General features: G+C 57.3%; 16 protein-coding genes. 14 read left to right on the forward strand and 2 right to left on the reverse strand.

What is annotated here, in order from left to right; translation table 11 throughout:
* Together atpB and WCA10_RS08965 are read left to right on the forward strand one after the other, a co-directional pair.
* The gene (gene atpB, locus WCA10_RS08960) at positions 1-738 is read left to right on the forward strand and encodes a F0F1 ATP synthase subunit A (RefSeq protein ID WP_472822162.1); all 738 of its coding nucleotides are present in this window, start codon (positions 1-3) and stop codon (positions 736-738) included.
* Between the two features lie 137 nt (positions 739-875).
* Positions 876-1,184 (forward strand): ATP synthase F0 subunit C, encoded by a 309-nt coding sequence (locus WCA10_RS08965; protein ID WP_472822163.1) that lies wholly within the window; start codon positions 876-878, stop codon positions 1,182-1,184.
* Between the two features lie 47 nt (positions 1,185-1,231).
* Here the strand turns inward: WCA10_RS08965 and WCA10_RS08970 are convergent, their stop codons facing one another.
* On the reverse strand, positions 1,232-2,053 hold the full coding sequence (locus WCA10_RS08970) for a hypothetical protein (protein ID WP_472822164.1): 822 nt from the start codon (positions 2,051-2,053) through the stop codon (positions 1,232-1,234).
* A gap of 278 nt (positions 2,054-2,331) precedes the next feature.
* Here WCA10_RS08970 and WCA10_RS08975 point away from each other — a divergent pair, with 278 nt between their 5' ends.
* The 9 genes from WCA10_RS08975 (at position 2,332) to WCA10_RS09015 (ending at position 13,383) form a co-directional block, all read left to right on the forward strand.
* Positions 2,332-2,700, forward strand: a complete 369-nt coding sequence (locus WCA10_RS08975) for a bactofilin family protein (protein WP_472822165.1) — start codon at positions 2,332-2,334, stop codon at positions 2,698-2,700.
* Between the two features lie 60 nt (positions 2,701-2,760).
* Complete coding sequence (locus WCA10_RS08980) at positions 2,761-3,408, forward strand: methyltransferase domain-containing protein (RefSeq protein WP_472822166.1); 648 nt, start codon at positions 2,761-2,763, stop codon at positions 3,406-3,408.
* A gap of 116 nt (positions 3,409-3,524) precedes the next feature.
* Positions 3,525-4,229, forward strand: coding sequence for a metal-dependent hydrolase (locus tag WCA10_RS08985; protein ID WP_472822167.1), 705 nt, complete (start codon positions 3,525-3,527; stop codon positions 4,227-4,229).
* A 321-nt stretch (positions 4,230-4,550) separates the two neighbouring features.
* Positions 4,551-5,345: a molybdate ABC transporter substrate-binding protein gene (modA, locus tag WCA10_RS08990; protein WP_472822168.1), complete on the forward strand. Its 795-nt coding sequence runs from the start codon at positions 4,551-4,553 to the stop codon at positions 5,343-5,345.
* Complete coding sequence (gene modB, locus WCA10_RS08995; protein WP_472822169.1) at positions 5,342-7,162, forward strand: molybdate ABC transporter permease subunit; 1,821 nt, start codon at positions 5,342-5,344, stop codon at positions 7,160-7,162. The genes modA and modB overlap by 4 nt, the downstream gene beginning before the upstream one ends.
* Positions 7,163-7,429: 267 nt before the next feature.
* Entirely contained in the window at positions 7,430-7,699 is a 270-nt protein-coding gene (locus WCA10_RS09000) for a hypothetical protein (RefSeq protein WP_472822170.1), read from the forward strand.
* 76 nt (positions 7,700-7,775) lie between these two features.
* Complete coding sequence (locus tag WCA10_RS09005; RefSeq protein ID WP_472822171.1) at positions 7,776-9,104, forward strand: TolC family protein; 1,329 nt, start codon at positions 7,776-7,778, stop codon at positions 9,102-9,104.
* Positions 9,101-10,279, forward strand: coding sequence for an efflux RND transporter periplasmic adaptor subunit (locus WCA10_RS09010; protein ID WP_472822172.1), 1,179 nt, complete (start codon positions 9,101-9,103; stop codon positions 10,277-10,279). Before WCA10_RS09005 ends, WCA10_RS09010 begins: the two co-directional genes overlap by 4 nt.
* A gap of 14 nt (positions 10,280-10,293) precedes the next feature.
* Positions 10,294-13,383, forward strand: a complete 3,090-nt coding sequence (locus WCA10_RS09015; protein ID WP_472822173.1) for an efflux RND transporter permease subunit — start codon at positions 10,294-10,296, stop codon at positions 13,381-13,383.
* A gap of 63 nt (positions 13,384-13,446) precedes the next feature.
* Here the strand turns inward: WCA10_RS09015 and WCA10_RS09020 are convergent, their stop codons facing one another.
* Entirely contained in the window at positions 13,447-16,665 is a 3,219-nt protein-coding gene (locus tag WCA10_RS09020; protein WP_472822174.1) for a WD40/YVTN/BNR-like repeat-containing protein, read from the reverse strand.
* Positions 16,666-16,930: 265 nt separating this feature from the next.
* Here WCA10_RS09020 and WCA10_RS09025 point away from each other — a divergent pair, with 265 nt between their 5' ends.
* The 3 genes from WCA10_RS09025 (at position 16,931) to murQ (ending at position 23,098) form a co-directional block, all read left to right on the forward strand.
* Positions 16,931-17,536, forward strand: a complete 606-nt coding sequence (locus WCA10_RS09025; RefSeq protein ID WP_472822175.1) for a ferric reductase-like transmembrane domain-containing protein — start codon at positions 16,931-16,933, stop codon at positions 17,534-17,536.
* Positions 17,537-18,100: 564 nt separating this feature from the next.
* Positions 18,101-21,787 carry a TonB-dependent receptor gene (locus tag WCA10_RS09030; RefSeq protein WP_472822176.1) on the forward strand — a complete coding sequence of 1,229 codons (3,687 nt, stop codon included), beginning with the start codon at positions 18,101-18,103 and terminating at the stop codon, positions 21,785-21,787.
* Between the two features lie 417 nt (positions 21,788-22,204).
* A complete protein-coding gene (gene murQ, locus WCA10_RS09035; protein WP_472822177.1) occupies positions 22,205-23,098 on the forward strand; it encodes an N-acetylmuramic acid 6-phosphate etherase in 894 nt (297 codons plus the stop codon).
* The last annotated feature ends 1 nt before the right edge of the window (position 23,099 follow it).

Below are 23,099 nucleotides of genomic sequence, written 5' to 3' on the forward strand. Positions count from 1 at the left end.
ATGGAAGAAGCACTCGGAATTACAAGCCTGCTGAACCGGCTGTTTGCCGGGCCGGTCGACGCATTGCTGCACATGGTCGGCGTTCATCCTGCAAATCCAGCTGCCCCCATCAACGACACCTTTGCGATCGAGTTGCTGGTGGTCCTGGGGTTCATCGTGCTCTTCGTCTGGATTCGCGCGAGCCTTTCCGTGGAAAAGCCGCCGGTTCAGCAGCACATTGCCGAACTCCTCCACGAGTTCATCGGCGGAGAAGCCCATACGATCATCGGCCATGGGTACGAACGGTTTCAGGCCTTTGTCTGCTGTCTCTTCCTCTTCATCCTGACGTGCAATCTTCTTGGTCTCATTCCAGGCATCGCGCCGCCTACAAGCTCGGCGGTCGTGCCTTTCGGACTGGCAGTGAGCGTTTTCATCTACTACAACTTCTATGGCGTGAAAGACAAGGGGATCATCGGATATCTGAAGCACTTCGCCGGACCGGTGTGGTGGATCGCGTGGCTGCTTTTCCCGATCGAGGTGATTTCAAACCTGGCGCGCATGATGTCGCTCACCATCCGTCTCTGGGCCAATATGTTCGCCGGCGATCTGGTCACACTCGTCTTCTTCTCGCTGATTCCATTTGCGATTCCAATCGTCTTTCTTTTGCTGCACGTGCTGGTTTCGCTGGTGCAGGCGCTGGTGTTTACGTACCTGCCCATGATTTACCTGGGCGAGGCAACGCGCCAAGAGCACCATTGATATTCCGCAGGAGAACAGGGATTTCCGCCGGGGAAAGCTTCCGCTCCGGGTTAACGGAAAGGCCGCAAGCGTGAGGGGACCAGCACGGTGAGTCTCAACCACCCACTGGCGGCTAATTTTAGAGAAGCTGGAGAAATATGCGTAAATTGCAAAACGTTCTGATGGTGCTGTCGCTGCTGTGCTTCGCAGTGCCGGCCTTCGCTGACGGGGGTTCTGCCGCCGTCGACCTGGCTCCCATTGGCATCGGCATTGGTATCGCCCTGGCCGCTGGACTGTGCGGTATCGGACAGGGAAGAGCTGTCGGTTCTGCCGTCGAGTCGGTGGCGCGCAACCCGGGAGCAGCCGGAACCATTCAACTTCTGATGATTCTCGGACTTGCCTTCATCGAGTCGCTCACCCTGTTCACCTTCGCCATGATCTTCATCCGCATCGTCCCCCACAAGTAAGGCGGATCGCGATCCAATCATGCGGCCTCGACTCAGTCGGGGCCGCTTTATTGTTGGCCTGCATTGCCCTTCCCCCTGGGGGATCCGGCATCCATCATCTGGATCGCCTGCCGATAGGTCAATCCCACGGGGAGCGGCGCGAACTGGCTTTCATCTTCGGTGGTATCGAAGACCTTGTTCTTGAACACCACGCGGCCGCTCATCGACATCTGGAAATGCACGATGCGCCACTGATGTTCACCCACATTCGCCTGCTCGATCACGATCCATCCGCCCTTGTTCAGTCGGCCCAGAATGCCCCAGCCAAAGTCCACGTCCTGCTGCAAGTGGCCCTCGAGCCGTGCCACGCGCTCGTGTTCGATGTCAATCCAGAGCTCGCCCGACATTTGCGTCAGGGCCTGCATCTCGAGATCGGGTGGATCGAACTTAGGATTCGGCGTAAAGGTGAATTTCTCCACCTTGCCGACCGGCCCCTCGCCCGTGCCCGCGAAGTGATAGAGAAATGCGGTTGGGAGAGCGCGCAACACCTTTATCGCCCGCGCCGTGTCCGCATCCTCTGACTGCTTGCGATGGCGCTGTCTGCCCGGATCGCTTATCAGCCCGTCAAGTCGGGCCTGTTCCTTCTGTTGGTCTGCCCGGCTCAGGGGAGCGTCATTCACGGCGATCAGATGAGCCACTGCTCCGTCTCTGGTTTCGAAGATGTCTTTGGTCGAAGCAAAGCGGGGACTGGCCTTGTGCAGGCGGTAACGCATGGGGTGTAGCGCGTCGCTTGCGGCCCTGACTTCATTCGCGAGCGCTCGCTGCACGAGCACATCATCCTCGTGCCCGGCCCCCTTTTGGCCCGCCGCAGCCAGGAGAAGGATCAGCATCGACATCGCGATGGGGCGCACTGTACCCAGGGTATCGTCCTCCTTTTCCGGTCGGTTGGGTGTTTCTTTAGTTTTGGACGCTGGTCTGGAGCCAGAGTTTCTTAAATTGAAGGGTTCCGCCCCGATGCTATAGTTCGAAAAGGGACTTTTGCTTCTTCCTGGGCGTTTGAGCCGCATGGTTCGGGCAGCCGTATGGCCCGGTCGCGAAGGTTTCACTCATAACTCGACGCCAGAATGGTGTCGGTCGTATTCAAATAGTTTTGGAAGGGAATTGATCCATGGCAACCGAAAATGGTTCTGCTCGGATTGGCAAGTCCGTCGTGATCCGTGGCGAAGTGAAGGGCGGGGAAGACCTGATCATCGATGGGCGCGTCGAAGGAACGGTCACGCTGACGGAGAGCCGCTTGACCATCGGTCCCAGCGCAAACGTTGCAGCAGATCTTACGGCGCGCGACATCCTGATCCAGGGGGCGGTGCAGGGCAACATCGTGGCCAGCGGTCGCGTGGAGCTGCGCTCCGGATGCGTGGTGGAAGGCGATATGCGCGCGCTGCGCCTTGCCGTGGAAGACAATGCCGTATTCCGCGGAAAAGTCGATCTCACGCAAGGCGCCAAAGCGCCTGAGGCCGTCCCCTCAACGAACGCATAGCCTCGCCGTGCGAATGGACGCCGTTGTGTTGAACGCGTCTCATGACAAGGGGATCTCACAGTGATTCGCCATTGGTTCGACAAAAAGGAAGGCGCCCATTCCACCGGCTCCGGCGCCAGCGGTCCTCGCATTCCGCGTCATTCGGGAGGTTGGGCGGCGTTGCGCAAACGGCTGCAGGCTGAACCGGGTCTGCGCATCATCGACTCCGGCGCCACCTCGCCCACCAATATCAATTACCTCACCAGCCTTGGTCACAGCGTGTTTATGACCGATTTGGCGACGGAGGCCTGCACCGGCTCATGGAAAAAGGGTGTCGATGAAGATGACAAGCCGATCTACGACATCGAAGGATATTTGAAACAGACTCTCAACTTCGGCGGGAAGATGTACGACATCGTGCTGCTGTGGACGGCTCTCGATTACATACCGGAACCGTTCGTGCCTGCGGTGGTGAAACATCTTTACGCATCGTTGAATCCGGGCGGCCAGGTTCTCGCGTTCTTTCACACGCGGAAAAGTCCGGACGAGTCGGCCCATTGCCGCTTCCATATCACCGCGGGCGACACCGTTGAAATGCAGCTTGCCCAGCCGTTTCCGATTCAGCGAGCATTTACCAATCGAATCATTCAGGACCTGTTCAACCAGTGGTCGGGCTTTCGCCAGTTTCTGGCCAAGGACAGCATTTCAGAAGTCATCATCACGCGGTAAGCCGTGTTCTCCGGCGACAGGTCCACGTCGCTGGGGCGATAAATGGCAATCCATCTGCGCACAGGCGCATCCAATCATCGGTCCTGTTTCTGAAGCAATCCCCATCTGGAGCGAATATGACCTCACTGAAAGGCACGCGCATCACGTGGCTTGGACACGCCACGGTACTCGTTCAAACCGCCAGGGGCACCAACATCCTGATCGATCCATTTATCGAGCACAATCCCAAATACCCCAGGAATTTCAAGCTTCCGGAAAAGATTCATTACGTGCTGCTGACGCATGGTCACGGGGACCACATGTCCGATGCCGTACCCGTCGCAAAAAAGCACAAATCCAACGTCGTCGCAATCTATGAACTCGCCGCCTTCGTCAACAAAGAGGGAGCCGAGAACATCACAGGAATGAATATTGGCGGGACCGTTCAACTGGAAGATGTTGCGGTCACGATGGTCGAGGCCAAGCACTCTTCCGGTGTCGAGGGCAAGAACGGGACGCAATACGCAGGCGTTGCCGCCGGTTTCGTGCTCACCATTTCCGATGGCCCCGTGCTCTACCACGCCGGAGACACCACCGTCTTCAGCGACATGAAACTGATCAAGGATCTTTATCATCCGGAAATTGCAATGCTGCCCATTGGCGGCTTCTACACCATGGGACCAAAGGAAGCCGCATTCGCTGCCCAATTCCTTGCGCCGAAGGCCATCCTGCCCATTCACTTCGGAACGTTTCCGCCGCTTATCGGAACCCCCGACGAGCTTGATGCTCTGCTCAAGGGATCGATTGAAGTTCTCCGGATTGCGCCCGGCGAGTCGATCTAAGCGATCAACACAACGCCACGGGCTGGAAGTCGCTTCAAGCCCCTTCGCCGATCGAGCTATGTGCCACCCGCCGCTCTTCTCTGCCTCTCCAACGGCGCTTCGCCGGAGGCTGGCCGGGGCCAGAGGCTCCTCAGGCAGACGACGCGGTCCGGGAAGGAATGGAACTCGGCTGGATCGACAGCTCTGGCACAAAGGCGAACGATTTTATACGAATAAATACTGTATGCAGCATGCGGTACAGTATTTGCGTGCGAAACTGCGGGGGTGGGAAGATCATTTCATGGTTCGCAGGCGTCTGCCAACTCGAGAGGAGATTCGGAGATGAGGCGGTCGATCGCGAGGCGCATCTTCATCGGTCGTTTGAGCATGTATCTGCCGGTTTGCCTGCTTGCAACGATGCTCAGCGGCTGCCACAACAGCCAGCGCGTTAGCCTGACCGTCTCGGCGGCGGCGAGTCTCCAGGGCGCTCTGGGCGAGGTCGAAGCCGCGTATTTCGCAGGCCATCCCAAGGTGGATTTTCGCAACAACTTCGGATCCTCCGGAACGTTGGCTCGCGAGATTGAGCAAGGCGCCCCGGTCGATGTGTTTCTGTCGGCCGCAGCGAAACCGATGGACGATTTAGCGAGCAAGGGATTGATTTCGGCAAAAACGCGGGAAGACATCCTGCACAATTCGCTGGTTCTGATTGCGCCGCCCGATTCAAAGATGCAGGGACTCGCCAGCCTCGCCGGTGGATCCACCAAGCTCATCGCTATTGGAGATCCGGCGAGTGTGCCTGCGGGGCAGTATGCGCAGCAAACGCTGAATGCTCTTGACTTGAACGACCAGGTGAAGGGAAAGCTGGTTTTAGGCAAAGACGTTCGCCAGGTGCTGACCTACGTGGAAACAGGCAACGCGGACGCCGGCTTCGTGTATGCGACCGATGCGCGCATCTCCGGGAGGGTTCGCGTGGTCGCTACGGTGCCGGAGTCAGCGCATGAGCCAATCGTCTACCCAGCGGCGGTGGTAAAGACGAGCGCGAATCAGGAGGCAGCGCGTACATTTGTCGAGTTTCTAGGCAGCCCGGAGGCCAAAGCAATCTTCACCAAAAATGGATATACACTGGCGACACCGTGATCCTGTCAATCGATGCGTCGCCGCTGATTATTTCGCTGGCCACGACGTGTGCTGCAACCATAGCCACGTTTTTTCTGGGAATGGCGGCGGCGCGGATCATGTACGACGTGCGCGGCGGCCTTCGCGCATGGGTCGATGGTCTCCTTACGCTTCCTTTAGTGCTTCCACCCACCGTTGTGGGATTCTTTCTTCTGCTGATCTTCGGGAGGCGCAGCTTTATTGGCCGCGCGCTCGAGCACGTGGGACTCACGATCGCATTTTCGTGGCCGGCAACGGTCATCGCCGCCACCGTGATCGCCTTTCCGCTGATGTACCGCACCACGCTTGGAGCGTTTGAGCAGGTAAACCCTACGCTGCTGCAGGCGGCGCGCACGCTGGGAGCAAGCGAGTGGGCGGTTTTTCGCCGCGTGTTGCTGCCGCTTGCGGGGCCAGGCGTGATCGCAGGCACTGTGCTGGCCTTTGCGCGCGCTCTGGGTGAGTTCGGCGCGACGTTGATGCTGGCGGGCAACATCCCAGGACGTACGCAGACCATGCCGATCGCAATATTCTCATCGGTTGAAGCGGGTAATATGCATACGGCATACCTATGGGTCTGCCTGATCGTGATCTTTTCGCTCGCGATCATCCGCCTGCTGAATGTGCAGAGGAAGATGCGGGTGATTGAGCGAACGGAGACGGAAACGCCCGGCACGGATCTCTCCGAGGCAGTGCTTCCTCCCGTTCTTTCTCATCGCAAGCGAGAGCCGGCGGGAGCGCTGGAGGTCGAGGTGGAGCGGAACCTCGAAAACTTCACCTTACGCATCGCGCTAAGCGCCGGCCAAGGATCCGTGGGACTGCTGGGACCGTCGGGCTCAGGGAAATCGATGACGCTGCGCATGATCGCCGGTGTCTCAACGCCTGACAGCGGGCGGATTGTTCTCAACGGCCGGGTTCTCTTTGACAGCACGACCGGACAGAATATTCCGGCGGCTGGCCGGAGGGTAGGCCTCGTGTTTCAGGATTACGCCTTGTTCCCGCATCTGACCGTAGCGGAGAACGTCGGCTTCGGCCTGGCTCGCTTTCCCAGGCAAGAGAGGGAGGCACGCATTTGGAAGCAGCTCGAACAAATGGGAATCGCCGCGTTGGCGAATCGGTATCCCAGCCAGATATCGGGCGGCCAGCGGCAGCGGGTTGCGATTGCGCGATGCATGGCCATGGAGCCGAATGCGCTCTTGCTGGATGAGCCCTTCGCAGCGCTCGATCCGCACCTGCGCAGGCGGACCGAAGAGCAGCTGCGTGCCACGCTGGCGGGGTTCAGTGGGGCGGTGGTCTTTGTCACGCACGATATGGAGGAGGCCTTTCGATTCTGTTCCGACCTGCAGGTGCTGGATAACGGCCGCGTGATCGCAAGCGGGCCCAAGCACAAGCTTTTTGAGCGGCCTCGCACGGTGGCGGCAGCGCGGCTTACGGGCTGCAAGAACATTGCGACCGCCAGGCGTCTCGCCGCAGACTGCATTCAGGTGGATGCGTGGGAGTGCCGGCTGCGGACGGCGATCGAAGTTCCAGAAACCCTTTCCCATGTCGGATTTCGTTCGCATCAATTGTCTTTTCAAAAAGCCGGCGGCGGCGAAAACACATTTCCATGCTGGCTGGTCAGCACGAGCGAAGCTCCGCATGAGATGACCCTCTATCTGAGGCTGAATAGCGAGCCGGTACCGGGGCAGACGCCTCATTTGCAGGCCGATGTCGCAAAAGATGTTTGGCGGACGCTCAGTTCACAGCCGCAGCCTTGGAGTATCACGCTCGATCAGGGGCGGTTGCTGCTTCTCGAAGGCTAAAAATCCCCTTGGAGTTTGTTGAAATCGGCCGTCCGCATGGTCTGGAGATCGCGGTTTGCCGGCCGCCAGAAGACGAGACCGGACTCGACGATGGTCCAATTCTGGGTCCGCTCCTGGGTCCACTCCTGGGTCCACTCCTGTCGAGTCCTGTCGAGTCAGGGCGCACCGCGAGAAGACTGCAGGGGCAAACTCACTGTATTCAAGAGTAAAGAATCTCGGCTACACTAAATGCCAAGTATTCCAAGCCCAGGATACACACTCCCACGAATGCCTGACCGAAAGCGAATTTGGCGTGTTGTTGTCCCGCTGGCAGTTCTTGTGCTGGTGCTGGGCACGACATTTGGCATTGTCTGGCATCATCACGACAATTCTTCTCCCGAGACCTGTCCGTTATGCCACCTGACCATCGCGCCTTCGCTGGCAGGAGTTCGAGCTTGCACGCTGGTTCTTGTGGGTGCCGGACCTAAAGTTCAATACGCAGGTTTCATCGCTCAGGCCAACTCACCGAACATTCCTGCCCGCGCTCCCCCCGCATAAGTCTTTGCATGCCTTCCTGTGCCTCTTCGGCACACCCAATCAGTGCAAGAACTCAGCGAAGGAGGGCAGATTGCCTATGCGTCTGCGGCGCACGTGTTGTTCTATCTTATTTATCCCACTTATCTTGTTTCAGACCGCAGGTGCGCAAGCGCCTCCTGCTCAAACAGGGTCGCCGCCTGCACCCCAGGCAAATACGCTGGCGCAAAGTCCCGGCGCCGCCACAATTTCGCTCGATGAAGCGATTCAGCTGGCCTTGCAGCACAACCACAGTCTTCTGGCCGCGCGAACCACGATTCAGCAAAACAAAGCGGAAGAGATCACTGCTAATCTTCGCCCGGACCCCGTTCTTCTTGGCGACTCCCAGTTTCTGCCTATCTTTCAGCCAAGCCAGTTCAGCTCCGATTACCTCGACAATTCCGCTCAGTTTGACCTGGGAATCAGCTACCTGTTCGAACGTGGGAAGAAGCGGCAACACCGGCTGCAGGCGGCCAGGGATGTTACCGCTGTCTCGCGGTCCCAGGTTGCCGACAACGAACGCACCGTTTCCTTTAACGTTGCTTCGCAGTTCATCAATGTCGAGCTTGCCGAGTCAACGCTGGAGTTGGCAACCCAGGATCTCAAGAGCTTTCAGAACACCGTAGAGATCGCCGAAGCGCGCTATAAGGCAGGCGATATTGGCGAAGGCGACCTGCTGAAAATCAAGCTTCAGATGCTTCAATTCCAGACCGATGTATCGCAGGCACAACTCGCCAGGGTGCAGGGACTGTCGGATCTGCGCCAACTGCTCGGCTATGAGTCTGTGAGCCCCGACTACGACATTACGGGTTCATTCGACTACCAGCCAGTCAAAGGGATCCTTGAGGATTTCCAGACAAAGGCTCTGCAGAATCGGCCCGACCTGCAGGCGGCGCGACTGGGAGTGAACGCCGCTGACAGCCAGCTTGCTTTGCAGAAATCCATCGGCAAGCGAGACGTTACCGGGCAAGCCAGCTACACACACCTGGCCTACACCAACAACGTTTCCTTGTTCGGTCAGATTCAGCTGCCGATCTTCGATCGAAACCAGGGTGAGATCGCACGTGCCGGCTATGCCATTACGCAGGCCCAGCAGCAGGAAATGTTCGCAAGCGGACAGGTGTTGACAGACGTACGGGACGCATTCGAAGGTCTGCGCGCCAACGAGAAAATCGTTGACCTCTATCGGTCGGGCTATCTCGACCAGGCGCAGCAATCCCGCGACATTACCGAATACGCGTACAGACACGGCGCGGCGAGCCTGCTTGATTTTCTCGATGCAGAGCGTAGTTACCGGTCCACGCAACTCAGCTACCGGCAGGCGCTCGCGTCGTACCTGCTGGCGCTTGAGCAGCTTCGCGAAGCCGTAGGAACCAGGAGCTTACCATGAAGATTCCGCAGATCGTTCGATACAGGTTCCAATACGCGCTCGCGCTCGCAGTTGTCGCACAACTCGCGGCGTGTCATACGAAGGATAGCGAAGAGGCGAGCCGGATGACGTCGTTCTCCGCTCAGAGTTCCAAATCGGCGACTCCCCAGCTTTTTACGATTCCGCCAGACCAGATGTCGCACGTGCAGGTGGTCACGATTGAGCCAACGACCATGAAGCGCACGCTTCGACTCACAGGCACTGTGGCTTACAACGCTTTCAACACGACGCCAGTCATCTCTCAAGTCGGCGGACCGGTGAGCAGAATACTCGTCGTTCCGGGTGACTATGTTACCGCGGGGCAACCCATGCTTGAAGTCAGCAGTCCGGACTATTCGCAACTGCTGGACGCGTATTTGAAGGCGGCTGATTCGAACCGTCTTGCGACGAAGAACTACACACGTGCGCAGGACCTCTATCAGCATCACGCTATCGCCGAACGCGATCTTGAGCAGGCTGAATCCGACCGCAACCAGGCGCAGGCTGACCTGAATGCCGCTGAGCAGGGGATGAGAATTGTTGGGATCAAGAATCCTGCCGCTCTTGCGAATGCCCCATCGTCGGCACAGATTCCCGTGCTTGCGCCGATCAGTGGCGAGGTGGTGGAGCGCCTGGTTTCACCTGGGCAGGTTGTGCAGGCCGGTCAAACACAGGCATTCACCATTTCGAATCTGCATACAGTGTGGGTTCTCGCCAATGTGTATCAGGCAGACATTGCCTACGTCCGCAACGGCGACGATGTTATTGTGCAAACCGATGCATATCCAGGCAGCTTCCACGGAAGGATTTCCTACGTCGCACCGGCAGTCGACCCGAATACGAGAACGCTGCAAGCGCGCATCATCGTCGACAATCCGGATGAAAAGTTGAAAAGAGATATGTATTGCACCGTCACCGTAGCTGCCGGTTCTGTTGCGCACGTCGTTGCGGTGCCGAACGCTTCAGTGCTGCGCGACGATAACAACAACCCGTTTGTCTACGTTGCCACGGGTGCAAACGAGTTTGGCAGGCGCGAGGTGGAACTGGGCGATAGCCAGGATGACAAGGTCCAGATTCTCAAGGGCGTTTCCATTGGAGAGAGGGTTGTCGCCGACGGCAGCTTGTTTCTTCAGTTTGCCAATTCGCTGCAACACTGAGGGGGCTGCCAGGGATGATTCATCTCATCATTCAATTTGCGCTGCGACAACGGATGCTGGTCCTGATGGTGGTGGCTCTCATCGCCATTGGCGGAGCTGTTTCGTTCTATTACATGCCGGTGGATGCATATCCCGACCTCTCTCCGCCAATGGTGGAAGTGATTACGCAGTGGCCCGGGCATGCCGCCGAAGAGGTCGAACGCCTGGTCACGATCCCCACCGAAGTCGAGATGAACGGCGTTCCTAAAATGGCGGTGATGCGCTCGATTTCGCTCTATGGGCTTTCAGACGTCATCATGACGTTTGACGAGAGTACCGATGACTATTTTGCGCGCGAGCTCGTGTTTCAGAGGCTGAGTGAAGTCACGTATCCCCAGGGAGTGGCGCCCACACTTTCTCCTCTCGCGAGTCCGTCAGGCCTCGTGTATCGCTATGTGCTCGAGAGTCCCGACCGCACTCCCCAGGAACTGAAGACCTTTGAAGACTGGGTGGTGCAACGCGAATACAAACAGGTACCGGGTGTTGCAGACGATTCCGGCTTCGGCGGGACCGTGATGCAATATCAGGTTCTTCTCGATCCGGCAAAACTCTATTCGTACCACATCACGGTCCCGGCCGTGATTCAGCAGCTCTCAGTCAATAATTCAAACGCGGGAGGCGGTTTTTATTCGCAAGGCGGTCAGTTTTATTACGTACGCGGGATCGGGCTGATTCGCGACACGTCCGATATTGGCAACGTCGTCGTCGGCTCGCAGAATGGCGTTCCGGTGCGGGTCAAGGATATTGGCCAAGTCACCATAGGATATGCGCCGCGCCTGGGTGAATTCGGTTTTAACAAAACCGATGATGCCGTCGAGGGCGTCATCATGATGAGGCGCGGCGAACAGACGCAGAATGTGCTGCAAGGCGTAGAAGCAAAGACCCGGCAGCTTAATGAGCAGATCCTGCCCCCCGACGTAAAAGTGCGGCCCTACTACGATCGCAGCGACCTTGTTCAGCTCACCATCGACACCGTCGAGCACAACATGCTGCTCGGGATGGCGCTTGTGCTCATTGTTCTGATGGCCTTTCTGGTCAGCGTTCGAGCAGCGGTCATCGTGGCCCTTACCATTCCCCTGTCTCTGCTTTTCTCTTTCATCTTCCTGCATGCTCGAGGAATTCCCGCCAACCTGCTTTCAATCGGCGCGATTGACTTCGGAATTCTGATTGACGGCACCCTGGTGATGGTTGAGAACATCTTCCGCGAACTGGGTGAGCGCGAAGGCCAGAGCTACGATCTGCAACAGGTCATACGATTAGCTGCCAAAGACGTCGATCGACCGATCTTCTATTCCGTTGCAGTTATTATTGCCGGTTATCTGCCGATCTACGCGCTCAGCGGGCCTTCAGGAAAACTCTTCAAGCCGATGGCCGATACCGTGGCCATCGCACTGGTCGGCGCGTTGATTCTGACGCTCACTTTTGTCCCCGTCATGTGTGCCTACTGGTTCAAGAAGGGCGTTCACGAACGTGTGAACAAGCCGTTTAACTGGGTGCGCGATCGATATGCGGTCCAATTGGAGTGGTGTCTCGATCATCCGAAAACGACGATGCTTGGCGCCACGCTCATCTTTGCCGTGTCGCTGATTCTTGTGCCTTTCATTGGCGGCGAGTTTATGCCGCATCTCGACGAGGGCGCGCTCTGGGTGCGAGCGACCATGCCGTACACGGTCTCGTATGAGACGGCAAGCAAGTTTTCTCCCCAGGTGCGCCAGATCCTGTTGCAGTATCCGATGGTTACAGACGTGGGCTCAGAACTGGGTCGTCCCGACGACGGAACCGATCCAACGGGATTCTTCAACGACGAATTTTATGTTGGCCTGAAGCCCTATAGCGACTCCTCATGGAAGAAAGGCCGGATACATACGAAGGCGGAGTTGACAGAGGACATTCAGCGGCAGCTACAGGCATTTCCCGGAGTCATCTTCAACTACACGCAGCCGGCTGAAGACGCAGTAGACGAGGCTTTGACGGGTTTGAAAAGCGCGCTTGCCATAAAAATCTACGGCCCCGATCTGAACGTTCTGCAAAGCAGGGCTCTTGAGATCAAACGCAGGCTCGCCGAGGTGCCTGGATTTGCAGAGCTGACTGTTGTGCGCGAACTCGGTCAGCCCAGCTTGCTGATCGATGTCGATCGCGACAAGATTGCGCGTTACGGCATCAACGTGGCAGACGTGGAGGCAGTGGTTCAGGCAGCGGTCGGCGGGCAGGCAGCTACGCAAGTTATTCAGGGCGAGAAACTGTTCGATCTTGTGGTGCGCATGAAGCCGGAGTTCAGACAGAATGCGGAGCAGATCGGCGCCCTGCTCGTTGGCACGCCTTCAGGCCAGCAGATTCCGTTGAGCGAGCTTGCGAATATTCATGAAGCCGGCGGGGCCTCATTTATCTATCGCGAAAATAACTCACGCTATATCGGCGTGCAGTTCAGCGTCGAAGGCCGGGATCTGCAGAGCGCTGTAGCAGCCGGTCAGCGTTCCATTGCGGACATTCAGAAGTCCCTTCCGCCGGGGTATCGGCTTACATGGGGCGGCGAATACAGCGAATTGATCGAGGCGCAACACGAGCTCTATTACATCGGTCCGATGGCTGTGCTCATTATCTTCATGATTCTGTTTGCGCTGTACGGCAACTTCAAATTCCCGCTGACGATTGCCCTTGGCGTCATCCTGACCGTGCCGGTGGGCGCGCTGCTCGCGCTCAAGATGACCAGCACATTGTTCAGCGCGTCGTCGGCGCTTGGCATGCTCGCATTGATGGGCGTTTCCGTAGAGACTGCAGTGATCCTCGTGTCGTACATCAACAAGTTGCGCCTTGAGGGGAAAGACATTCGCACGGCGACTCGGGAAGCCTCACTTCTGCGATTGCGTCCGATCATGATGACCGCCCTCGTTGCTTGCCTGGGGCTGTTGCCCGCCGCGCTTTCGACCGGCATCGGTTCTGACACACAGAAGCCGTTTGCGATCGTAATCGTTGCTGGCCTCATTTCACGGCTCTTTCTGGGTTTCTTTGTGAATCCAGTTTTATACGAGATGGTCGCTCACGATGGAGACGTGCTGCAGGTTTGATCTCAAACCCATCGGGCACGGCAGACCGTGTGCGTCCGCAATGCCCGATGAGCCTCGAAATATCTACTCCTTATCCGGCCCAGATTTTGGTTCTGGATTCACTGCCGGAATGTTCCGGTCGCGTACGAGCTTATTGAACTCCGGAATTCCCTTGGTATCGATTTCATGCAGATGATCGACCTCCGTCTGCAGCTTTTCGGAAAGTTGATCAAAGACCTCTTTCGACTGGGACGTCGGTGCAATATCCGTCATATCCACGCCGCCGCCTACCGAAGCTATCTTGTTGTTGAGCTTGATCGGGAAGTTGAGAGCGTCTTCGCCCGCCTTGAGCTTGGTTTGGTAGATGTTTTCTTCGATGGCGGTAAGTTGATCGGTCAGCTTTTTAGCGCTGGCACTTACCTCACTGTCGGAGCCCTTCAAATACGGCTTGAGCTGATCCTCCATGGCACGAATGCGCACGACGCTGCTGTTTGCCTCCGTAACCCGGTCACGAATCTTAAGGCCGAAGGCCAACTCCTCTTCGAACTGCGCAGGCGTCGTCGGGGCACGCGGATCCTTCACAATGGAGAATTTCTCCGACTCTGTCTTACCGTCAACGACCAATTGCACCTCGTACTCTCCAGGAATGGCTCTGGGGCCGTCGAGCCTTCCATCCCACATCAGAAGGCCGGGAAAACCAGTGGCCTTCTCATAGCGAAGATCCCAGACATAGTGATTCAGACCTTCCTTTGCGGGAGCGAGGGTGTTGCGAGGCCGCTCTTCTTCTGGATCCGGCGCTGCATCGGGATGAGCCGGCGGCTTGCTGGAAATCTCCCGAACCAGTTTCCCAGAAGCGGTAAGAAAGCGGAGCTTCAGCTCTCCCTTGGGCTTTTCGTTGAGGAAGTAATCGATCGAGGCGCCGTTGGCCGGATTTTCTCCCGCCAAAGGATTTCTGCGTCGGCCACCGAACCCGCCCCCTGCAATTCGGATTGCAGGTTTCACCGGGAAAAGCTTCAGAGGTTCGTTGTGGTGGAATTTGGCCGGATCGAGCGAACGCACCAGCGGCATGTCATCGAGAACATAGAATCCGCGGCCCTGCGTGGCGATCACCATCTCGTCGTCACGCTTCTGGAAGGCGATGTCGGTCACGGGCACCGCAGGCAGATTGAGCTGGAAGGGCAGCCACTTGTCGCCGTCGTCGTAGGAGATGTAGAGATGCGATTCGGTTCCGGCAAAGAGCAGTCCCTTCTGGTTTGGATCGGGGCGGATTGTGCGCGTGAAGTCGTCATCGGGAATGCCGGTGACGATTTTCTTCCAGGTTTTGCCGTAGTCGGTTGTCTTCCACAGGAAGGGATGGAAGTCGTCAGAGAGATACATGGTCGCGGCCACATACGCGGTAGCAGGCTCAAAAGGCGAAGCCGCGATGCAGTTGATGCGTATCCACTCTGGAGCATCCTTGGGAGTCACGTTCTGCCAGTTTTTGCCGTCATCGGTGGTGACGTGGACAAGACCATCGTCAGAGCCGACCCAGATCACACCCGCTTTCACCGGGGACTCATCGACGGTAAAGATCGTGTCGTAGTATTCGACGGCGGTGTTGTCTTTGGTGATGGGTCCGCCCGAGGGGACCTGCTTGGATTTGTCGTTGCGGGTCAGGTCCGGGCTCATCGCTGTCCAGTGCTGGCCTTCATCGGTAGTCGCAAGCAGGACGTTGCTGCCGGCATAGAGCCGTTTGGGATTATGCGGCGAAAACAGCAGGGGGAAGCTCCATTGGAAGCGGTACTTCATCACTTCCACGCCTGACCCCATCGGGTTGTCCGGCCACGCGTTGATATCGCGCATGGAGCCCGTCTTGGTGTCGAACCGGGTGAGTAATCCATCGTATGAGCCGGCGTATACAAAGTTGGAGTCAACAGGATCGGGGGCAATCCATCCGCTTTCTCCGCCGCCCACATCGTGCCAGTCGCGCTCGGTGATTGCGCCTTCATTGCTGCGGCTCAAGATGCCGACGGTGGTGTTGTCCTGTTGCGCGCCATAGATGTGATAGGGAAAGTCATTGTCCAGCGCCACGCGATAAAACTGCCCCGTGGGCTGGTTGTCCTCCGTGCTCCAGCTCTTGCCGCCGTCAAAGCTGATCTGCGCTCCACCGTCGCTCGACTCGATAAAGCGGTTGGGATCTTCCGGCGCAATCCACATATCGTGGTTGTCGCCATGCTGGTTCCGAATAGCCGTAAACGTTTTGCCACCGTCGGTTGAACGGAAGAAAGAGGTATTCACGGCGTAGACGGTATTCTCGTTTTTGGGATCGGCAAAGACCTGGGAGTAATACCAGGCGCGCTGCTTGATCGAGTTATCTCCGTTCAGCTTCTTCCACGTCGCTCCCGCATCATCGGAACGGAAGATACCGCCATCTTGCGCCTCAATCAACGCCCATACGCGGTCTGGGTTTGCCGGCGAAACGGTGACGCCAATGCGTCCCAGAACACCTTTGGGCATGCCCGGGTTGTGGGTCAGTTCCTTCCACGTATCGCCGCCGTCGGTGGATTTCCAGATGCCGCCATCGGGTCCGCCGCTCTCGAATGTCCAAGGCTTGCGCACTACCTGCCAAATGGCGGCGTAGAGAATCCGCGGATTTGTCGGATCCATCGCGAGGTCAATCGCGCCCGCTTTATCGCTCTTGAAGAAAACCTTCTGCCATGTCTTGCCGCCATCTTTAGAGCAGAAGACGCCTCGCTCCGGGTTGGGTCCGGCCATGTGGCCAAGAGCCGCGACGTACACGAGATCGGGATTATTGGGGTCGATGCGAATCTGGCCGATCTGCTGCGTGTCTTCAAGACCCACATGGGTCCACGTCTTGCCCGCGTCGACCGATTTGTATACGCCGTCGCCATGGGAGGCGTTGCCGCGGATTGCGCTTTCACCCGTGCCCACATAGATCACATTGTGATCGGAGGAAGCGACTGCAATCGATCCGATCGAGCCGAAGTTGATCTGCCCATCCGTGATCGGCTCCCACGTGTGGCCGCCGTTGGTCGTCTTGAAGATGCCACCGCCTGTGCCGCCGAAGTAGTAAACGAGGGGCTCGCCCGGAACGCCGGTTACAGCATCAACGCGGCCGCCGCGGAATGGGCCGATCTGGCGAAGTTTGAGAGTAGAAAAACCGTCGCCGAGCCAGGATGATTTTGTCGGTTGCTCTTGGGCGAACGAGGCATGAGCAATGCCGGCGCAAGCACCGGCAATCGCAGCGAATCGCGCGAATGCCCGCAGAGAAGTGATGGACCGCAAACACGAGAAACGAGACATGGCGGGGCTCCTGGAATCGAAATCTTCAGACTTGCTAGGCTGGCATTGAGGTTGGTGGGGGAAGAACAATAACTAAGATACATGCGCCACGCGCATTATGCGCAGAATTTCTCCCACGTCACATCGAGAACCGGCCTTCCACAAACAGACGGCCCCGGAGAACTACGAGGGATGTTTATACTAATCCACACAATTCGATTGCTCTCGCAGCATCGCGCCGGCCGACTCACGTTGCGCCGAAAACTCTGCCGCAAGTTTCAAAAACATGACCCTGCTGGATCTTTGCGCTTATCTCGGACTGGGGGCCACAGGCGCGGCCTCTCTCAATCTCCTGATTGGCCTGCTCATTTCTCTGCGCTATAGTCCGGTGCGGTACTGGCCGCATCTGCGCGTGAATGTTTTTGGATTGCATCGGTGGACGGCGTATGCCACCGTCACGCTTACGCTCACGCATCCGCTTGTATTGCTGTTCCTCGACAGGCCGCGCTTCCGCGTCTTCGATCTGATGGCGCCTATTCAGTCGCCGCTGCAGCCGCTCGTGAATGTTGCCGGCGCCGCCGCCCTTTATCTGCTTCTCATCGTCTTGCTCACTTCGCTTCTGCGCTCCCGCATCGGGCGCCCGCTGTGGAGGCGGTTGCACTACCTGGTCTTCCCCGCGGCAATTCTCCTCTTTGTACACAGCATCCTTACCGACCCCGTTCTGAAGGACGGTCGCCCCGATCTTCTCGATGGGGGAAAAGTCTTCGTCGAGATCGCAGCGCTGCTCTGCTTCGCCGCAACTGCTTTGCGAATTCGATTGCGCGGCGAGGGGCTCCGGCCAGTTGTCACCTCATCTGAAGCTGCCCCCGTTCTTTCGAGTCCCGAAACCTAGACGTGTTCGGCCGCGGCCCTCCGGGGCAGGAGTAAGACAGCCGTGGTTTTGTTCTTTATGGGGCGGAAGCATCGAAACGGTTCAGTTTCCTGAGTGTTGAATCACTTCAAATGACAACGTTGACCCAGTGCAGCATGAGCAAGAGGGCCTTGAATCTCCGATTGACATTTCACATGGGACGGGCTATGTTCTCATCCAGTCATCTATATGACTGGATTACTCACGGATTTCCCCGCTGCCGTAAGCAGAGTTCCGTTCGATTAGTTGATTTTGCATTATCGCTGAAGTGCATCTGCAAGAAGGTCGGCGCACGTCACGGTGCGCATACGGAGACTTTGTCGACAAGGAAGGCGGTGCTCCCCGAGCATTGACTTATCCGGATCGACATGTCGTTGTTTGGTTTCGATGTAACTCAGAGCCTTGCTGTCATCGGCTGAAATCATGCAGTGGTCTTCCCTTCCGCGTGTGGGCTCTGTCGTGGGTTGGTTGAGAAGGTCAGATTGAGCCGTCTGTGCGCGATTTCAATCGCGAGAAGCACTGAATCCAAGGAGGCGAGAGATCAGAATGTTCCAGAAACTTGCGAAGGGTTTTGTCCTGCTGGCGGCATCGGTCGTGGCGTTTACCGGAGCCAACGCCGTCGCGCAAAGCGCCGTATCCGGCAGTATCAGTGGAACGGTATCCGACCCAAGTGGTGCAGTTATTCAAAGAGCCACAGTCACAATCACGAACACGGACCGCGGTGAGGACATCCGTACTTTGATCACCAATTCCGCAGGTTTCTATACAGGAGGGTCTCTGCCGCTTGGCACCTATACGGTGAAGGTCGCTGCGCCAGGATTCAAAACGGACGCCGTAACCGGGCTGGTGCTCCATGCCAACGATGCATTGACCGTGAATCGGACTTTGATAGCTGGCGGCACGAATGAAACCGTGACAGTGACTGCAGCTGAAGCCCAGATAAATCTGGAGAACGCATCGTCAGAGGGCCTCATCAACAGCGAGCAGATGAGTGAGATGCCGCTGGTCACACGCAACTACGAAGTTCTCATGAATCTGCAGCCCGGCGTGTCATTTGGAGGTGGAACCGACGACTTGACTCGTGGTCCCGCAGGTCTGAGCGGCGCATCGAGCACGGTGGCATTCTCAGTCAACGGCGGTCGCACCACCTCAAACAGCTGGACCATCGATGGTGCCGACAACCTGGACCGCGGTGCGAACCTGACACTGTATAACTACCCGAGCCCGGATGCAATCGCCGAGTTCAAGACTTTACGCGGCCAGTACAGCGCGCAGTTCGGCCGTAATGCTTCAGGGCAGATCGACGTCGTCACAAAGTCCGGTTCAAATGCGATTCACGGCAGCGCTTACGAGTACTTGCGCAACGATTACTTCGATGCCAATGGATATGCGAATGACTTCCTCGGGTCCCACATCGCACCCTATCGTTACAACGACTTCGGCTTCTCGTTAGGCGGTCCCGTTTATCTTCCAAAGATCTATCACGGCAAGGACAAGACGTTCTTCTTCGTTTCCGAGGAGTGGCAACGCATTATCCAGACTCTCTCGCAGGCGTCTGCCGTCGTACCCCAGGCTTCGGAGCGCCAGGGCGATTTTTCTCAATCGGGACAGAAGATCAACGGCGTCTGGACCACAGGCCCGGTGACCGTGTGTACGGCATACACGACCGATCCGACGACGCAGGTGAACACCTGCACAGCCGCCGGAACGCAGGTGAACAACATATCTCCGACTGCCCAGGCCTACTTGAAAGATGTGTACAGCAAGGTCCCGGTTCCGGATGAAAACTACGATATTGCGCACGGCTTCGATCCGCACACGATCTTTACGAATTTCAAGGACACCTTCAACAACCTTGACTCGGTAGTACGTATTGACCAGCAATTCGGCCAGAAAGCCAGCGTTTTCTATCGCTACATGCACGACACATTTCCCGAGCTTCTTCCCCAGGGTCAGTTCACGACTGTCTACATTGCGGGGGCGAACACAACCTCCGTCGTCAATCCTGGGACGCAGCATCTTGCACATGGAACCTACGTTTTCAGTCCAACCCTGTTGATGAACGTCGGTTACGCGTACTCCAACGGAAATATTGTCAGTACTCCGTCAGGCTTCCTGGCTTCGGCGCAGTCGCCTGATATCAGCGCTCAGCTTCCGTACACAAATACGGTGGGGCTGATCCCGACAGTTTCAGTGAGTGGCATGACCACACTGAACGGCAGCGTCGCTTATAACGACCACGGCACCAATCATCAGATCTTTGGAGACATCACGAAGACCCTGCACACGCATACGCTGATTGCCGGTTTCTCATACAACCACTACCAGAAACTCGAGAACAACACGACTGGCACGCAAGGTTCTTTCGGATTCTCCAACGATTCAGCATTTGGCAATGTTCCTGTCAACAGCAATGCCGGCGCGGGAGAGGCACAGGCTTTCGCCAATCTTCTCACCGGCAATGCCAACGGTGGATTTAGCCAGCTCTCGAGGGACCCGGTCACCGATATCAAGGCAGCCTTGTACGAGGGATTCCTTCAAGACAACTGGAAGGCAACCCCTCGCCTCGCGCTCAATCTCGGCGTTCGCTATGCCTACTACGGTCAGCCCTGGGATGCGCACGGCCTGCTGAGCAATTTTGATCCGTCGAAGTACAGCGCCTCAGCAGCGCCGACGATCGCGACGACAGGGCTGATCTGTTTCACCGGAGCCTGCAACCAAACCGGCAGCAACGCGGGTCAGTCTACGGCGCCAAACTCCTCCGCGGATTATGCCGGCATCAACTACATCAACGGCCTGATCTTTAACGGCGCAAACGGCAACAACAACAATCAGGCTTCTCCCTATGGAAACAAGGTCGGTTCCGCACAGAAGACGAACTACGCGCCGCGCTTCGGCTTTGCCCTCGACATCTTTGGCAATGGGAAGACTTCGCTGCGCGGTGGCTACGGCTGGGCCTTCGACGACGCCGAAGTCAGTTACTACGAAACGACGGTGTTCAACAATCCCCCTGCGGTTGCCACCTACTCCGCGAGTCAAACTTCGTTCGATAGTCCTGCTGGTGGTGCGCTGACGGCGCTCTCGTCAAGTCCTGGCCGAGTCCAGGCCGTGCCGACCGACTACAAGACGCCGTATGTGCAGCAGTTCTCGCTCGACCTGCAGCAGCAGATCACCCCCACGTTCATGTTCGACCTCGGTTATTTCGGCGATCACGGCACCCATCTGCTTGGCGCGTTGGAAATCAACCAGCCTGCGCCCGGGGCATGGGTTGGCGAGGTGCAGCCGAAGAACTCAGGCAGCGCCTGCATCGATCCGGATACGGGCCAGCAATCTTTCCTCAATTCAACCTGCGACCGCGTCCTGAACCAGATAAAGCCCTACCTTGGCTACTTTGCAATTGACGCCCTGCGGACCATCTTCAGCTCGAATTACAATTCGCTCCAAGCCAAGATCACAAAGCGCTTCTCCGGAAAGACCTATATCGACGCGAACTATACCTGGTCGCGCGATCTGACGAATGCGCAGGCGGATTACTCGGGCTTTATTCAGAACATCTACAACATCAGTGGGGACTACGGTCGCGCGGCTGTTGATCGCACTAACGTTCTCAACGTAGATGGTGTACTCGAAGAACCATTCTTCCGCGACCAGAAAGGAATGAAGGGTCGACTCCTGGGCGGCTGGGAATTATCCGCGATCTACGCAGTGAACTCAGGTTTGCCGCTTACGATATCGGCAAGCAGTGCCTACTCACCTTCCTACAATTTGCCTGGCAATGTGCCAAGCGTTTTCAACGGGCGAACCAATACAGGTTACGAAACCGACAACGCCGGCCTCAGTGTCCTCGGCAACACCAATGCCGGTCTCCGTCCAAATCAGATTGGTGATCCGAACGCCGGGCATGGAGTGAAGATCCATAACAAAGGCTATAACAAGCTATGGTTTTACACGGGGGCCTTTGCAGCGCCAGATCCCTCGAGTTCCGTACCCGGCACGGCACATCGCGGAACCGTCAACGGGCCCGGATTCAACCGTCTTGATCTTGGCGTCTTCCGCAACTTCCGCATCTACGAACGCCTGAACTTCCAGTTTCGCGCGGAAGCTTTCAACGCGGCCAACCACACAAACGTCAACGCAGTTACCACCAGCATCGGTTCCTCGACAACTCTCGGTGAAGTTACCGGCTACCGTGATGCCCGGATCATGCAGTTTGCGGGCAAGTTCACGTTCTAGCTTTAACGTCAAACTCCATTGCGCCGGGCCGGCTCGCTCCAGGACTGAGCGGGCCGGACCTGGAGATTCACGAAGTCTCCAACCTGCTGCGCGTGCCATGTCGATGGCACGTGATTGTGCCAGCACCGATAGCTCGGCACGGTGGCCGTGTCATCGAGGTTGGTCTGTCTATCGCCTCTCGAGCATAGGGTGTGCTCCCTGGCGGATTTCTGCAGGGCGTTCTCACGCGCAGCGCATCGGAACGCCGTGCATTCGTTGGCATGGTTTGCGGGCTGCGGCTCTATCTTTATCTGTGGTTGTTCACACGTATCTCCTTCACTTGGTATGTTGTCCTGGGCAGCATTGTTACTTTTGTTGTGGGATATGCCTCAAGCCGGCCGAAGCGGCTTCCCGAGCCCGCTTTGCTGAGGAATGGAAATGCAGATTCGTCCGTTGATGACTGAGCGTCGAAATCCGGCCACCGAGAATCTCGATTCCATGAGCGCTCTCGAGATTGTTTCCGTCATGAATCGCGAGGACGCGCTTGTGCCGCGACGCATTCGCAGCGCATTGCCGCGGATAGCAATGGCGGTGGACTTGATCGCCAAAGGCTTCGTCAGGGGAGGGCGCCTGATCTACGTGGGAACCGGGACAAGTGGGCGGATCGGTGCATTGGATGCATCCGAGTGCCCGCCGACGTTTGGGACGAGTCCAGAAATGGTCCAGTTTCTCATCGCCGGCGGAGAAGAGGCTCTTATTCATGCGACCGAAGCGAGCGAGGATTCGGCGGATCTGGGTCGACGCGACATGGCGCGGAAGCGGCCCGGGAAACGAGACGTCATCGTCGGCGTGGCTGCCAGTGGCTTTACTCCGTACACTATCAGCGCTCTCCAATATGCAAGGAAGAGAGGCGCGGCGACGGTAGGCATTGCGTGCAACCGTGGATCGCAATTGGGGAAGGTGGCTGACATTTCGATTGAAGTCGAAGTTGGTCCCGAGGTTCTTACGGGCAGTTCGCGGCTGAAGGCCGGAACCGCGCAAAAGCTCATCTGCAACATGCTTACAACCGCGGCGATGGCTCGCGTTGGCTATATCAGCAGCAACCTCATGGTCAACTTGATTCTGAAGAACAAGAAACTTGAGCAGCGCGGGATTGCGATCCTCGAAGCACTTGCTGAAGTCGATCAGGCGACAGCGGTCCAAACCCTGCAAAAAGCTGGAATGAAGTTGCCCATTGCGCTGGTGATGTTGAAGGCACAAGTCAGCAGAGTTGAAGCAGCTCGAAGACTCAAGAAGAGCAGGGGCAATGTTCGCAAGGCGATTGAAGGTTGAT

The organism is Occallatibacter sp., from assembly GCF_049582745.1.
Lineage (GTDB): Bacteria > Acidobacteriota > Terriglobia > Terriglobales > Acidobacteriaceae > Telmatobacter.